The sequence below is a fragment of the Pseudomonas sp. IPO3749 genome (assembly GCF_013386605.1).
Lineage (GTDB): Bacteria > Pseudomonadota > Gammaproteobacteria > Pseudomonadales > Pseudomonadaceae > Aquipseudomonas > Aquipseudomonas azotoformans_A.
In genome coordinates this window covers 62,833-77,164 of sequence record NZ_JACARN010000009.1, presented here as the reverse complement: position 1 = coordinate 77,164, position 14,332 = coordinate 62,833, and the positions used below count along the sequence as shown (strand labels likewise).

General features: G+C 61.2%; 13 protein-coding genes. 7 read left to right on the top strand and 6 right to left on the bottom strand.

The window, feature by feature from the left end:
• The 3 genes from HX812_RS03900 to HX812_RS03890 form a co-directional block, all read right to left on the bottom strand.
• On the bottom strand, window positions 1-921 hold a 921-nt coding region (locus HX812_RS03900; RefSeq protein WP_178949112.1), incomplete at its 3' end, for an alpha/beta hydrolase.
• Window positions 922-1,809 carry a neutral zinc metallopeptidase gene (locus HX812_RS03895; RefSeq protein WP_038847567.1) on the bottom strand — a complete coding sequence of 296 codons (888 nt, stop codon included), beginning with the start codon at window positions 1,807-1,809 and terminating at the stop codon, window positions 922-924.
• 155 nt (window positions 1,810-1,964) lie between these two features.
• The gene (locus tag HX812_RS03890) at window positions 1,965-2,381 is read right to left on the bottom strand and encodes a lipoprotein (protein ID WP_038847571.1); all 417 of its coding nucleotides are present in this window, start codon (window positions 2,379-2,381) and stop codon (window positions 1,965-1,967) included.
• 178 nt (window positions 2,382-2,559) lie between these two features.
• Between HX812_RS03890 and HX812_RS03885 the strand changes: the two genes are divergently transcribed.
• Entirely contained in the window at window positions 2,560-3,438 is an 879-nt protein-coding gene (locus HX812_RS03885; protein ID WP_033897907.1) for a DMT family transporter, read from the top strand.
• A gap of 2 nt (window positions 3,439-3,440) precedes the next feature.
• Here the strand turns inward: HX812_RS03885 and HX812_RS03880 are convergent, their stop codons facing one another.
• Window positions 3,441-4,775: an MFS transporter gene (locus tag HX812_RS03880; RefSeq protein WP_038847573.1), complete on the bottom strand. Its 1,335-nt coding sequence runs from the start codon at window positions 4,773-4,775 to the stop codon at window positions 3,441-3,443.
• Window positions 4,776-4,985: 210 nt separating this feature from the next.
• On the opposite strand from HX812_RS03880, the gene quiC reads away from it, so the two are divergent.
• Both quiC and HX812_RS03870 read left to right on the top strand, forming a co-directional pair.
• Window positions 4,986-6,887 carry a 3-dehydroshikimate dehydratase QuiC gene (gene quiC / locus HX812_RS03875; protein WP_038847576.1) on the top strand — a complete coding sequence of 634 codons (1,902 nt, stop codon included), beginning with the start codon at window positions 4,986-4,988 and terminating at the stop codon, window positions 6,885-6,887.
• Window positions 6,888-6,965: 78 nt separating this feature from the next.
• Window positions 6,966-7,607 (top strand): TetR/AcrR family transcriptional regulator, encoded by a 642-nt coding sequence (locus tag HX812_RS03870; RefSeq protein ID WP_033897904.1) that lies wholly within the window; start codon window positions 6,966-6,968, stop codon window positions 7,605-7,607.
• A 39-nt stretch (window positions 7,608-7,646) separates the two neighbouring features.
• Here HX812_RS03870 and HX812_RS03865 read toward each other — a convergent pair whose 3' ends face one another.
• Together HX812_RS03865 and aroQ are read right to left on the bottom strand one after the other, a co-directional pair.
• On the bottom strand, window positions 7,647-8,495 hold the full coding sequence (locus HX812_RS03865) for a shikimate dehydrogenase (RefSeq protein WP_038847578.1): 849 nt from the start codon (window positions 8,493-8,495) through the stop codon (window positions 7,647-7,649).
• On the bottom strand, window positions 8,492-8,941 hold the full coding sequence (aroQ, locus tag HX812_RS03860; protein ID WP_010206717.1) for a type II 3-dehydroquinate dehydratase: 450 nt from the start codon (window positions 8,939-8,941) through the stop codon (window positions 8,492-8,494). Before aroQ ends, HX812_RS03865 begins: the two co-directional genes overlap by 4 nt.
• A 207-nt stretch (window positions 8,942-9,148) precedes the next feature.
• On the opposite strand from aroQ, the gene HX812_RS03855 reads away from it, so the two are divergent.
• From HX812_RS03855 to HX812_RS03840, 4 genes are all read left to right on the top strand, one after another.
• On the top strand, window positions 9,149-9,670 hold the full coding sequence (locus tag HX812_RS03855) for an RNA polymerase sigma factor (RefSeq protein WP_028618031.1): 522 nt from the start codon (window positions 9,149-9,151) through the stop codon (window positions 9,668-9,670).
• Between the two features lie 63 nt (window positions 9,671-9,733).
• Entirely contained in the window at window positions 9,734-10,732 is a 999-nt protein-coding gene (locus tag HX812_RS03850) for a FecR family protein (protein ID WP_038847581.1), read from the top strand.
• Between the two features lie 149 nt (window positions 10,733-10,881).
• A complete protein-coding gene (locus tag HX812_RS03845; RefSeq protein ID WP_038847582.1) occupies window positions 10,882-13,539 on the top strand; it encodes a TonB-dependent receptor in 2,658 nt (885 codons plus the stop codon).
• Window positions 13,540-13,620: 81 nt separating this feature from the next.
• Window positions 13,621-14,241 carry a heme acquisition protein HasA gene (locus HX812_RS03840; protein ID WP_038847583.1) on the top strand — a complete coding sequence of 207 codons (621 nt, stop codon included), beginning with the start codon at window positions 13,621-13,623 and terminating at the stop codon, window positions 14,239-14,241.
• Window positions 14,242-14,332: the final 91 nt, after the last annotated feature.

The window sequence follows — 14,332 nt, the reverse complement described above, 5'->3', positions numbered from 1 at the left end:
GTTATGCCCCACCCCCGGCACCTCCACCAACTGATGCGCCAACTGCGGATGCCGCTGCTTGAGGTAGTCAAAATAGTTGTGCCCACGAATCAGGCGATACGCGCCCTGGGTTTCGGCCTCACAGCCTTTGTCCAGCGCGTGATGGTTTGGGTCGATGTCCTGTTGGCCCAGCAGGTAGGTGATGTCGCGTGACACATACGCCTGTTCAAGCTGTTCGGCGCTCTGGCCTTGGGCGTAGGCCGGCAGGTTTTGCAGGCCGTATTTCCAGTCGTTGAAACCAGGGCAACTGGCAATGTCGAATTTCACCGGACGCTGCGGGGTGAAGTAGGCGTAGGAGGACGGGTTGGCCACCACGTAACGCAGGCGGATGCCTTCGGTTTGCAGTTTCGGGTGGTCGTGGCTGGTGAGGGCAAACCGCTGTACCACCTGGCCGCCGCCGGAATGCCCGGCCACCACGATTTCTTTCAACGCAGGGAACAGTTTGCGGTTGCCCAGGTGCTTGATGATCTGGTCGAGGGCGCCGTACGAGCTGATTTGGCCTGGGCCGGTGGACGGCTCGCCGGCCATCCAGCCATTGTCGGTCCAGCGCAGTAGCTGATTGTCCAGATGCTCGTGCCGCGCATCCGACTCAATGAGAAACCTTGGCGCGATCACCAAGGTGTTGGCCGCTTGCCCGGCATTTTGGGCGGCTTTCTCGCCGCTCTCCAGATAGGTCTGCGCATCGCGCAGGCGCCCATGCACGATGATCAACGCACGGGTGACGTTGGGCAGTGGCTGGCGCCAATCCTGGCTCAACCCCATGCTCAAATCCCCTGCCTTCAGGGGGAAGCGATCGAGATTGGCCTCGTTGACGTTGTGCCCGGCGGCCAAAGCGGAACCGGTGACCAGCAAACCCAGCAGCAATCCCAATCGTTTATTCATCTAAAGGCTCTTGGCGGTAAAAGTGTCGCATTGAGTGATCTGGCCCTGGGCAAAGCCGGTCTTGAACCAGCGAACCCGCTGTGCCGAGGTGCCGTGGGTAAACGAGTCCGGCACGACGCGCCCTTGACCCTGTTGCTGCAACCGGTCATCGCCGATGGCGTTGGCCGCATTCAGTGCTTCTTCAATATCGCCCGGCTCCAGCCAGTTCAGACGCTTTTGCGCACGGTTGGCCCACACCCCGGCGAAGCAGTCGGCTTGCAGTTCCTGACGCACCAGCAGACCGCCGTCACCCTGCATCTGCCGACCTTGCTGGCGTGCCGCCTGGATCTTCGACGAGATACCCAGCAGCGTCTGCACGTGGTGCCCGACCTCGTGGGCAATCACGTACGCCTGGGCAAAGTCGCCAGCAGCCTGGAAGCGCTGTGACATTTCCCGGAAGAAGTCCAGGTCCAGGTACACCTGCTGGTCCGCCGGGCAATAAAACGGGCCGCTGGCCGAGGTGGCACCCCCGCAGGCGGAATTCACCCGGCCACGGAACAAGATCAGTTTCGGGTTCTTGTACGCCAAGCCGTTTTCCTGGAACACCTGGGCCCAGGTGTCTTCGGTATCGCCCAGCACTGCGCGCACGAAATCCGCTTGTTCATCGTTGGCCGGCGGCGCCTGGCGTGATTGCGTGCTCACTGACGGCGCCTGTTCCATCTGGCCGGTCAACTGGCCGAGGATCTGCAACGGGTCCTGGCCGGTCAGCCAGCCGATGCCGACGATCAGCACAATGGCCGTCAGGCTCAGGCCTTTGCCGCCACCAAAGCGCATGCCGCCACCACCACCACCACTGTCATCGCGGGCATCCACCACGTTGTCGCTGCGTCGGCCTTTTTTCCATAGCATGGTGAAATCCTCTCGATGAACTGTGGAACAGTGTTGTTGGTGCGTAGGAATGGCGCCAGCCCGGCTGTTCGACAGGTACGAGAGCTGCGTAGTATCGCCGCTCTCGACCCTTGCCGGCAGGGGTGCCAGATGAAACTTGTGTCAGCAAAACCGGGTCAGTCGCGGCAGTAACCTTCGCCGGTATCCACCACCAGGCAATCCTTTTTATCTGCCAGCCATTTCAAACCGGTGGCTTCACCGTTGCCGGCGCTCAGCTGCTGTGGGCCGTCCGGGCGGGTAAAGGCGATGCCGTCTTCGTTCGCCTCGCCTTTGAAGGTGCCGGCGTCGTCGTCATCAAGGCCGTACTTCATGGTCAGCAGGTAGTGACCACGGCCGATGCTGTCGTCCTTGGCGATGGTGAGGTAGAGGCCTTCGACGCCGATCCATTTACCCACCCATTTGTCGGTGGGCGGGGATTCTGGCACCAACGTGGCTTGTACGGAAGCCGGCGCGGGTTTGGGCGCTTCCTGGGTTTCCTGATTGCAGGCGGTGAGCAGGGCAAGGGCAGAAAGAGCAAAGATAATTTTTTTCATAGCAGCAAGGCCTTGGTTGAAAAGTGTGCAACTGGGCGGTCAACGTGCAGGGTTGGACTCGAAACCGGTGATTTAGTGCGCTGTTCGCACGGTGTTTGGTTATGCTCTTGGGGCAGGCTCCGGCCCGGCTGCTAGATTACCGGGTTGAGCTCGACCGCGCGCCACACACGAGAATCCGATGACCGTCAGTACCCCTTTATCCGGCGTCAACCATCCCTTCAAGGGCATTTTGCTGATTGTTTTGGCGACGTTTCTGTTTTCCAGTCACGACGCCTTGTCCAAATACCTCGCGGGGTTCTACCCGATCGTGATGGTGGTGTGGGCGCGTTACCTGGTGCACACCTTGTTGATGGCCGGAATTTTCCTGCCGCAGTCTGGCCTGCGGGTATTGCGTAGCAAGCGACCGGGGATGCAGGTGGTGCGGGCGTTGTGCCTGTTGGGCACCAGTCTGTTTTTTACCGCGGCGCTGCATTACATCCCGCTGGCGGAAGCCACGGCGGTGAACTTCCTGGCGCCGATCCTGGTGACTGCATTGTCAGTGCCGCTGCTCGGTGAGCACGTGACCCGTGGCCAATGGCTGGCGGTGATCTGCGGGTTTGTCGGCGTGCTGATCATCATCCACCCCGGCGGCGAACTGTTCACCCCGGCGGTGTTGCTGCCGCTGTGTTCGGCGCTGTTCTTCTGCTTCTACCAACTGCTCACGCGCATCCTCAGCCAATACGACACGCCCACCACCAGCAACTTCTTTGCCGGCCTGTGCAATACCTTGGTGATGAGTGCGATGGTGCCGTTCTTCTGGCAGGTCCCGACGCTGTGGCATGGCGCATTGATGCTGGCCCTGGGCACTTGCGGGATGACCGCGCACTTGATGCTGACCCAGGCGTTCCGCTTTGCGGCGCCGGCCTTGCTGGCGCCGTTCGGCTATTGCCAGATCGTGTTTGCGGGGTTGTTGGGCTGGCTGGTGTTCAGCCATACCCCCGATGTGACCACAGTGGTCGGCATCGGGGTGATCTGCATGAGCGGGCTGGCCGCTGCCTGGCAGCAGCGGCGTAGGTAGCGTTAGACGTCTACGGTAGGAATCTTGCGTGGCGCCATGAAGTACATCCAGGTCAGCGCAATGAAGTACATCGCCGGGATCAGGGTGAACAACACGGTGTAGTTGTTGTTGGTCACGGTCAGGATGTGGCCGACGATCTGGGTCATGAACATGCCGCCGATGGCCGCGCACATGCCCCCGAAGCCAAACACCGTGCTCATCATGTGTTTGGGCGTGTAGTCCATCACCAGGCTCCAGATGTTCGCGGTCCAGGCCTGGTGCGCGCCGATGGCCAGGGAGATGGCAAACACCGCGACCCACAGTTGGCTGGAGCCGGCCGCCATGATCACGCCGACGATGCAGCAGGCAAACAGCAGCATCGACAGCAACCGCGCCTTGATCGAGTTCATGCCACGACCGATCAGGAACGACGACAGGATCCCGCCACCCACGCTGCCAAAATCCGCCGTCAGGTAGATGATGATCAGCGGAATGCCCATCTGAGTCACGTTGATGCCCAAGTTGTATTGCTGGTTCAGGAACGGCGGCAGCCAATACAGGTAGAACCAGAACACCGGCGCGGTCAGTGCGTAGGCGATGGCGAAGGCCCAGGTGCCGCGCATGCGCAGGATGCGGCTGAACGGTACGCCCGGTTGTTCCGGTTCGACTTGCTGTTGCACGTAGTCCAATTCGGATTGCTTAACCGTCGGATGATCTTCGGGGTTGTAGTACTTCAAGCCCCAGAACACCAGCCAGATCGCGCCAAGCGAGGCCATGCACAGGAACGCCGCCTGCCAGCCCCACACGTGCAGGATCAATGGCAGCAGCATCGGCGTCATCATCGCGCCGACGTTGGTGCCGGCGTTGAAGATACCGGTGGCCACTGCACGTTCACCGGCAGGGAACCACAACCGCGTGGTTTTCACGCACGCCGGGTAGTTGGCGGCTTCGGTCAGCCCAAGGATAAAGCGGCACACCATAAAGCCGACCGCCGACGTCGCCAGGCCGTGGGCGCCGGTGGCCAGGCTCCACAACAGCACGGCGCAGAAGAACACACGTTTCACGCCCACCCGATCGATCAAACGACCCTGCAGCACAAAACCGATGGCGTAGCCGACCTGGAACCAGAAGTTGATGTTGGCGTAGTCCATCGCCGTCCAGCTCATCTCCTTGGCGAGGATCGGCTGCATGACGCCCAGCGCGGCGCGGTCGATGTAGTTGAGGGTGGTGGCGAAAAACACCAGGGCCAACATGCCCCAGCGCGTTTTGCCCACGGCGAGGGCGCCGCGGACCTTGTCGCCGATGCCGGCGTGCGGGGTGCCGTGGCGCGCGGCCAGGGCGGAGTTTTGCAGAGGCATGAGGTCGTACCCGTTTTTTGAAATTTTTATGGTGTGTTCTGGGTCTGTTACGTCATCGATGGTGCGCAGTGGCTAAAAAATCGTCAATTCGCCAAAGGGGCATAGTGTTCGATAATCGCACCAAAAACTAACTGGTTCGTACATTTTAATTGCTGCGGGTAGGCTAGGGGCGAATAATTTGCCACAAACAACAATTGCCGGGAGTCGCCCATGCAACGTTCCATTGCCACTGTTTCCTTGAGCGGCACCCTGCCGGAAAAGCTCGAAGCCATTGCCGCCGCCGGGTTTGATGGGGTCGAGATCTTTGAGAACGACTTGTTGTATTACGACGGCAGCCCCCGCGAAGTTAGGCAAATGTGCGCCGACCTCGGCATTGCCATCACCTTGTTCCAGCCGTTCCGCGACTTTGAAGGCTGCCGCCGTGACCGCCTGGCGCGCAACCTGGAACGTGCCGAGCGCAAATTCGATTTGATGCAGGAACTGGGCACCGACCTGGTGCTGGTGTGCAGCAATGCCTCGGCCGACAGCGTGGGTGACGAGCGTATTTTGCTGGATGACCTGAGCCTGCTCGCCGAACACGCCGGTCGTCGTGGCCTGCGCATCGGCTACGAAGCGTTGGCCTGGGGCAAGCATGTGAACACCTGGCAGCAGGTGTGGAACCTGGTGCGTCAGGTCGATCACCCCAGCCTTGGCGTATTGCTCGACAGCTTCCACACCCTGTCCCTCAAAGGCGACCCGAGTGCGATTGCCGAGATCCCCGGCGACAAAATCTTCTTCGTGCAAATGGCCGACGCGCCGATCCTGGCCATGGATGTGCTGGAGTGGAGCCGGCATTTCCGCTGCTTCCCCGGCCAAGGCGAATTCGACCTGGCGGGGTTCCTTGCGCCGATCATCAAGAGTGGCTACACCGGGCCGCTGTCCCTGGAGATTTTCAACGACGGCTTCCGCGCCGCGCCGACTCGCGCGAACGCGGCGGATGGCCTGCGCTCCTTGCTGTACCTGGAAGAGAAAACCCGCGAGCGCCTGAAGCAAGAAGCGCCAGCGCAGCCTGTCGAGATTCTGTTCGATACCCCGGCCGCCAGCGAGTACGACGGCATCGAGTTCCTGGAGTTCGCCGTGGATGAAAGCCTCGGCGCCAAGCTGACTCACTGGCTGGAACGCCTGGGGTTCGTCAAGGCCGGGCAGCACCGCTCCAAGAGCGTGAGCCTGTTGCGCCAGGGTGATATCAACCTGATCCTCAACTGCGAACCCTATTCCTTTGCCCACAACTTCTTCGAAGCCCACGGGCCGTCGTTGTGCGCCACGGCGATCCGGGTCAAGGACAGCGCCAAGGCCCTGGAACGCGCGGTGGCCTACAAAGGCCAGCCCTATCGCGGGTTGGTCGGGTCCAACGAGCTGGAGTTGGCGGCGGTGCGTGCGCCGGATGGCAGCCTGATTTACCTGGTGGACCAGAGTGAAGGCGGCCTCTACGACACCGACTTCAACCTGCAACCTGCCGCGTCGTCCAGCGGCGGCTTGCTGCGCATCGACCATATGGCCATGGCGTTGCCGGCCGACAGCCTCGACAGTTGGGTGCTGTTCTACAAGAGCCTGCTGGATTTCGAAGCCGACGACGAAGTGGTGCTGCCGGACCCTTACGGTCTGGTAAAAAGCCGTGCCCTGCGCAGCCGTTGCAGTTCGATCCGCCTGCCGCTGAACATCTCCGAGAACCGCAACACCGCGATTTCCCACGCGCTGTCGAGCTATCGTGGCTCGGGCGTGCACCACATTGCCTTCGACTGCGCGGATATTTTCGCTGAGGTGCGCCGTGCCAAAGAGGCCGGTGTGCCGCTGCTGGATATCCCGCTCAACTACTATGACGACCTGGCGGCGCGTTTCGATTTCGATGATGAGTTCCTCAGCGAGTTGGCGTACTACAACGTGCTGTACGACCGCGACGCCCAGGGCGGTGAGTTGTTTCACGTGTACACCGAACCGTTCGAAGGGCGGTTTTTCTTCGAGATCATCCAGCGCAAAAATGGCTATGCCGGCTACGGCGCGGCCAATGTGGCGGTGCGCCTGGCGGCGATGGCCAAATCGCGCAGCGGTGCGGTGCGCCAGGCGCGTTTATAACGGTGGGTCAGGTGCTTTCTTTCAGGCCGCATCGCGGCCCATAATCACGGCCTGCATAACACTGGCCGTGAGCGCACCATGACCACCGAGGCACCTCGCAAGAGTCGTAAGAACAATCCGGAAAAGACCCGCGAAAACATACTCCAGGAAGCCATCGTCGAGTTTGTCCAGCAGGGCCTTTCCGGCGCTCGCGTGGACGCGATCGCCGAGCGTATCCACACGTCCAAGCGCATGATCTATTACTACTTCGGCAGCAAGGAGCAGTTGTACGTCGAAGTGCTGGAGAAGCTCTACGGCGACATCCGCAACACCGAAACCCGCATGAACCTCACGGCGCTGGAGCCGCGCGAGGCGATCCGGCGGCTGGTGGAATTCACCTTTGATCACCATGATCAGAACGTGGACTTCGTGCGCATCGTCAGCATCGAAAATATCCACAATGCCGAGTACGTGAAGCGCACCGACACCATCAAGGCGATGAACAGCAAGATCCTCGAAGGACTGGGTGAAACCTTGCGCCGGGGGGCCGAGCTGGGCTTGTTCCGGGAAGGGCTGGAGCCGTTGGACGTGCACCTGCTGATCAACTCGTTCAGCTTTTACCGGGTGTCCAACCGCCATACCTTCAGTGAGATTTTTCAGATCGACCTGTCGGATGAGGCGGTTAAACAGCGGCATCGGGACATGATTTGTGATTCGGTGATGCGTTACTTGCAGGCTTGAGCAAGCCCGCTCCCACATTTTTTGATCCGGTTTCGGCAGTTAGGTATTCATGGCCTGGAAATGCGCCAACATACGCTGCGCATCCGGCACTTCCCCACTGAACAGCTCAAACGCCTTCACCGCCTGAAACACCGCCATGTTGCCGCCATCCAAGGTGCGGCAACCCAAGGCGCGGGCGTCGCGCAGCAGTTCGGTTTCCAGCGGGAAATACACGATCTCCGCCACCCACAATTCAGCGCGTAGCCAGGTGGCCGGAACCGGTGTGCCCGGCAGCTTGGCCATGCCCATCGGTGTGGTGTTGACCAAGCCATCGGCCTCGGCCAGGGCATTTTCCAGTTGGCTGCCCACTTGGGCCCGACCGGCGCCGAAACGCTGGGCGAGGTTATCCACCAGGTCGCGGGCGCGGCTGATGTCCACATCGAAAATACTCAACTGCTGCACACCTTCCGCCAGCAGCGCATGCGCCACCGCCGCGCCCGCACCGCCGGCACCCATCTGCACCACGCGTTGGCGTGCCACATCCTTCAGGTTGCGTCGAAAGCCTTCGGCGAACCCCAGGCAATCGGTGTTGTGGCCGATGCGCTTGCCGTCCTTGAACACCACGGTGTTGACCGCGCCAATGCCGCGGGCCTCGTCGGACAGTTCATCGAGCAGCGGTAGGATCGCCTGCTTGCACGGGTAGGTAATGTTCAGGCCGGTGAAGTGCATCAGCTCGGCGGCGTCGAGCAGGTCGGGCAGGGCGTTGGTGTCCAGGTGCAGGGGCTCAAGGTCGATCAGGTGATACAGGTAGCGCAGGCCTTGGGCATCGCCTTCCTGTTCGTGCAGGGCGGGCGTGCGGGAAGCCTGGATGCCGGCGCCAATCAGGCCGGCGAGGATGCGCGGTTTCATCGGGCCGACCCTTTGAGCAACTGGCTGAAATGTTCCAGGGCCAGGTGATAGCCGTGGCTGCCGAAACCTGCGAGGACAGCCTTGGCAATCGGCGACACAAACGAGTGATGCCGGAACGCTTCGCGGGCATGCACGTTGGAAAGATGCACTTCGATCACCGGCACTTCACTGGCCACCAGCGCGTCGCGAATCGCCACGGAGGTGTGGGTCCAGGCCGCCGGGTTGATCACGATGCCGGCGCAACGGGCGCGGGCGCCGTGGATCCAGTCGAGCAATTCGCCTTCGTGGTTGGTCTGGCGAAATTCGATTTTCAGCCCGAGTTGTTCGGCGCTGCGGCCACACAGGGCGGCAACATCGGCCAGGGTTTCATGACCGTAGGTGGCGGGCTCGCGGGTGCCGAGCAGGTTGAGATTGGGGCCGTTGAGCACCAGCACGATAGGCGGCATTGGGAGTATCTCCACAGTTCTTGTTAGTTGTGCAGATAAAATGTACTGGTTAGTTAATTTGGTCAATTGATGGCGGCGGATGTGTTCGATTATCGAACTGTTAATCCGACCTTTCGCACGAGCGGATCAGATTAGATATCAATTGAAAACCATTCTCGACAACGCTTAATATGCCCGCCTGTTTCCTTTACATTCCAGGGAGTCGGTTTGTCGGACGTGGATCTCAAAGGCCTGTTTCTCAAGCATGCCGATACCCTGCGCGGGTATCTGGCGCGCAAGGTACGGGACCCGCAGTTGGCCGCAGACCTGGTGCAGGAGAGTTTCCTGCGCCTGGCCGAAAAGCCCGCCGGCGAGCGCATCGACAACTCCCAGGGCTATCTCTATCGAACGGCGAGCAATCTGCTGATCGACCATATTCGCCAGGAAGCGCGGCGCAAGACAGACTCCGTGCCCCATGAGGCGCTGGCCGAGATTGAAGATGAAGTGGCCGGGTTGGAGGCTCAGGCAATGGCGCAGCAACAGCGACAGGCATTGAAGCAGGCACTGGCGGAGTTGCCGGAACGCACCCAGCAGATTTTCCGCCTCAATCGTATCGAAGGCATGACCCACGCCCAGGTCGCCCGCCACCTGGACATCTCCGACAGCTCCGTACAAAAGCACCTGGCCAAGGCGTTGGCCTACGTGATGCAGCGCTTGCAGGACGGCGAAGTGGCGCCATCCGACGAATGAGTTACCGAAATTCGCCACGTCAGACGTCACAGCGTTACATAACGAAAAATTCGAGATTCACACGTGAATAGCCAGGGTCCGCAACAGCACAGCATTACCGAGGCGGCCGCCGAATGGGCGGTGCGCCTGCACGCCGGTGCCCTGACCGAACAGGAGCAGGCCGAGCTGCAGCATTGGATCGCCTGCGACAGCCGCCATGAAGCGGCCTTGCGTTTTGCCGAACAGACCTGGGCGGCGTTGGGCGATGTGTACAAGGACGAGCCCGTGCACCGCCAGCGTCCGTCAGCGGCAACGATGCCCGTGCGCCGCTCCAGGCGGCGAAGCCCATGGCAACGCGCGGCCGCCGTCGCATTGGTCGTGATCGTGGCCGGTGTTGGCTGGGGGCGCGGGCCGGACGTGTTGCTGCGCGTGCAAGCCGATTACATCACCGCGAAAGGCGAGGTGCGCACCGTGCACCTGGCCGACGGCAGCAAGGTCGAGCTGGATTCCGCCAGTGCCATCCGCCTGGACTACGACGGTGTGCAACGGCGCATCAGCCTGCTCCAAGGCTCGGCAATTTTTGACGTGGCGCCGATGGTCGGTGAGGAAACCCGGCCGTTTGTGGTGCAAAGCGCCGGCGGCCAGACCCGCGCGCTGGGCACGCGGTTTGTGGTAGAGCGCGAAGACGACAGTCAGGCGTGGGTTGGCGTGCTGGAACACAGTGTCGAGGTGTCCCTGAACGCGACGCCGAAAAAGGGCCCGTCCGACAGGGTGGTCCAGGAAGGCCTGGCCGTACGCTACAGCCCTCAGCAAGGCATCGTGCCCTTGGACCAACTCGATGTTGCGCGCGCCACCAGCTGGCGGCGCGGTGTGTTGATCTTTGATCGCCAGCCGTTGGCCACTGTCATCGAACAGCTCAACCGCTACCGTCCCGGGCGCGTGGTGTTGACCGACTCGGCCCTCGGTGAGCGTGAAGTCAGCGGCGTGTTCCGCCTCGACATGCTCGACACTGCCCTTGCCACGCTCACCCAGGAACTCCAGGTGCAACGCCTGGACCTGGCTGGCCTCAGCCTGATCTATTGATGACCCGGTGGGGGCCTGCTCCCACCGCCTGAAATCCCCCTTCCTGAAAAACTTTCAAAAAATCTTACTGACTTCCTGCGCGTCGCACGTCTTGCTAGGTGAGAAGCATTCGCATAAACAAAAAACGCTCAGCGCAGGGAACAACAGAAATGTCAGCACTCAACAAGGGGCGTATCACCGTTAGCCGGTTAGCCCTGGCCATCCACTTGGGCCTGTTCGCCGTTGCGGCCCCGGTGTACGCCGCGCAACCCCAGGTGAAGGCTGCACAGCCAGCTGTGTTGATGATTGATATCCCTGCGCAATCCCTGGGCAGTGCCGTGCTGGCGTTTGCCGACCAAGCCGGCCTGCAAGTGCTGTTCGACAGCCAGCGCCTGGAAGGTCTGCAGAGTACGGCGGTGAAAGGGCAGTACAGCGTGCAGGAAGGCTTGGCGCGGTTGCTGGGCAACGCCCCGGTGGAGTATCGCTTCAACGGCGAGCGTCAGGTCACCCTGACCCGCGTTGAGCAGAGCGGCGCCGCTTTGGCGCTGGGCACCACCACGATCACCGGCCTGCACCCCAACGATTGGGTGTACTCGTCGCCCCGCTCGGTGAGTGTGGTCGGGCGCGAGCAACTGGATCGCAACCCGCCCCGGCATGCCGCTGAAATGCTGGAGGAGGCGCCGGGCGTCTACTCGGCGGTCAGCCAGCAAGACCCCGGTTTGTCGGTGAATATTCGCGGCATACAGGACTACGGCCGGGTCAACATGTCCGTGGACGGCATGCGTCAGAACTATCAACAAAGTGGCCACCAGCAACGCAATGGCACGCTGTATGTCGACCCGGAGTTGTTGTCTGAAGTGGTGATCGAAAAGGGCGCCACTTCCACGATGGGTGGGGCGGGGGTGATTGGCGGGGTGGCCAACTTTCGTACCGTGGAAGCGGCCGACCTGCTCAAGGACGGCAAGGAAATCGGCGGGCGTATCCGCTTGACCACAGGTTTGGGCGGGCGCAGCAACGGCACGCACTTTATCGGCAGCTCGGCGTTTGCGGTGGGCACCGACGTGTGGGACATGTTGGTGGCGGCCAGTGAGCGTCACCTCGGCGACTATAAGCCCGGCACCCAGGGCAGCATTGGCGAGTTGCGCACTGGCAGTTCCTTCCTGCCGGCCAGTGAAGACCGGATCAAGAACTCCACTGTGGAATACACCGGTTCGGTGATGCGCTCGCGACTGCTCAAGCTAGGCCTCAACCTGCCGGTGGATCAGCGCCTTCAACTGAGCTACCTGACCACCGAAGTCGGCTATGACGACGTCAACATGATGACCGCCGAAAAAGCCCAGCTCTGGGAGAAACTCGGCAGCAGCGACGTCACGGCGCAGAACTTCGCGCTGGACTACAGCTACACGCCGGACAACCCGTTGATCGATTTCAAGGCCAAGCTTTATTACGTCGATACCCGCAACGATCAGTCCACGCTGACCCGTGGCAGCAGCAAGGGTTACGAGGTCACCTACCAGACCAACACCTATGGTTTCCAGGCACAGAACATTTCGACCTTTGCCTTGAGCGAACTGTCCGTGATCAAGGCCAACTATGGCCTGGAATTTTTCTACGACAAAGTCCGCCCGGACTCCAACCAAATGGTGGCCGCCGACTCGGCCGTCACGGCCTCGGCGGCGGAAAGCATCACGCCCAAAGGTGACCGGGCGATGGGTAGCCTGTTCGCGCGCCTGGATTTCGACTACGACAACTGGCTGAACCTCAACGCCGGGTTGCGCTACGACCGCTATCGGCTGCGGGGCGAAACCGGTTTGAACACGCGTACGTTCATCATTGGCACCACCCGGCAAGTGGGCTTGCCCATGACCTATGACGTGGATCGGGAAGAGGGGCATTTCTCGCCGACCTTTGGCCTGTCGATCAAGCCGGGCGTGGATTGGCTTCAACTCTTCGCCACCTACGGCAAGGGCTGGCGCCCGCCTGCAGTCACCGAAACGCTGGTGAGTGGCCGGCCACATGGAGGGGGCTCGGAGTCGATTTTCCCCAACCCCTACTTGAAGCCTGAGACGTCCACGTCCTGGGAGGTTGGCTTCAATGTGTTGAAGGAGGACCTGCTGTTCTCCGAAGACCGCGTGGGCATGAAAGTGTCCTACTTCAACACCCGTGTGGACGACTTTTCCTATATGGCCCTGGGCGTGCAGCCGCCAGGTTATGGCATCGCCAATATCGGTAATGCGGCGTATGTGAACAACCTGGAGACCACGCGTTTTCGCGGCCTGGAATACCAGCTGGATTACGACGCCGGGTTCGCCTACGGCCAGTTCAACTACACACGCATGCTCGGCAGCAATAAGTTCTGCAGCAAGACCGCATGGTTGGGCGGTGTGACCAAGATCCAGAAAGGGCCGGGTAGCCGGGCGCCGGTAGACGCGATGGTGCCGGATGACGTGGCCAATGCGGGGCAGAGTTGCAGCGCGATCCTGGGCTCCTCAGAGCACATGCCGATGGATCGCGGCACCGCGACGCTGGGCGCGCGCTTCCTTGAGCGCAAGTTGGATGTGGGCGTTCGCGCCCGTTACAGCGGTGGTTACTACGTCAAGGGCGGCGTCGGCGTGACCACTTCGCAAACCGGTGTGTACCCGGCCGACTGGAAGCCCTACACCGTCTATGACCTCTACAGCAGCTACCGCGCCACCGACCAGTTGACCCTGCGCCTGGCCATGGAAAACGTCACCGACCGCGCCTATCTGGTGCCGCTGGGCGACGTGTTGGCCTTCACCCTGGGGCGTGGGCGCACGTTGCAAGGCACCGTTGAATATCAGTTCTGACCGATTTTGCCCAGTGACGGGCAAAACCACAGCAGGCAGTGGCTTGCTGTGGAGATACCACCCCATGACTTGGAGTTTTGCATGAGCATTTCTATTTCATACAGCACGACCTACGCCACTAACACCGTTGCCGAGTACCTGAGCGACTGGTCGGCTTACTTTGGTGACCTGAACCACCGTGAAGGGTCGGTCAAGGAGGGTTCGAACACCGGTGGTTTCAATCCTGGCCCGTTCGATGGCACCCAATACGGTGTGTCGAGCACTGAAAGCAACGCGGCTGTGGTGGCTAATGGTGACCTGCATTACACCTTGTTCAACCCGCCGTCGCACACCTTGTGGGGTTCGATCGACTCCCTGAACCTGGGCACTATCCTGACCGGCGGCGGGGCCGGCGGTAGCTACAGCCTCGCCGAGCAGGAAGTCAGCTTCGCCAACCTGGGCCTGTCGAGCCTGCAATCCGAAGGCCGTGATGGCCAGGTGCACAAAATCGTATACGGCCTGATGAGTGGCGACAGCTCGGCACTGGCTTCGGCGATCGACTCCCTGCTCAAGGACATCGACCCAAGCCTGTCGATCAACTCGACGTTCGACCAACTGGCGGCTGCCGGTGTGGCTCATGTGGACTCGGCTTCGGTCGCAGCGTCCGACATTGCCCTGGTGGGCGTGCAAGACGTGCCGCAGGACTTCGCCCTGGCCGCTTAAGCAAAAAAGCGAATGGAAGATCGCTCTCCCATTCGCCGTTTTACACACCGCTGTCGCCAAGCCTTCTAACTCTTCAGCGACGGCGGTGCCG

Coding starts and splice junctions, on each gene's coding strand:
- HX812_RS03865 (WP_038847578.1), bottom strand. CDS start 8,495: ATGAAACCGCGCATCCTCGCCGGCCTGATTGGCGCCGGCATCCAGGCT.
- aroQ (WP_010206717.1), bottom strand. CDS start 8,941: ATGCCGCCTATCGTGCTGGTGCTCAACGGCCCCAATCTCAACCTGCTC.
- HX812_RS03870 (WP_033897904.1), top strand. CDS start 6,966: ATGACCACCGAGGCACCTCGCAAGAGTCGTAAGAACAATCCGGAAAAG.
- HX812_RS03885 (WP_033897907.1), top strand. CDS start 2,560: ATGACCGTCAGTACCCCTTTATCCGGCGTCAACCATCCCTTCAAGGGC.
- quiC (WP_038847576.1), top strand. CDS start 4,986: ATGCAACGTTCCATTGCCACTGTTTCCTTGAGCGGCACCCTGCCGGAA.
- HX812_RS03840 (WP_038847583.1), top strand. CDS start 13,621: ATGAGCATTTCTATTTCATACAGCACGACCTACGCCACTAACACCGTT.
- HX812_RS03845 (WP_038847582.1), top strand. CDS start 10,882: ATGTCAGCACTCAACAAGGGGCGTATCACCGTTAGCCGGTTAGCCCTG.
- HX812_RS03890 (WP_038847571.1), bottom strand. CDS start 2,381: ATGAAAAAAATTATCTTTGCTCTTTCTGCCCTTGCCCTGCTCACCGCC.
- HX812_RS03895 (WP_038847567.1), bottom strand. CDS start 1,809: ATGCTATGGAAAAAAGGCCGACGCAGCGACAACGTGGTGGATGCCCGC.
- HX812_RS03880 (WP_038847573.1), bottom strand. CDS start 4,775: ATGCCTCTGCAAAACTCCGCCCTGGCCGCGCGCCACGGCACCCCGCAC.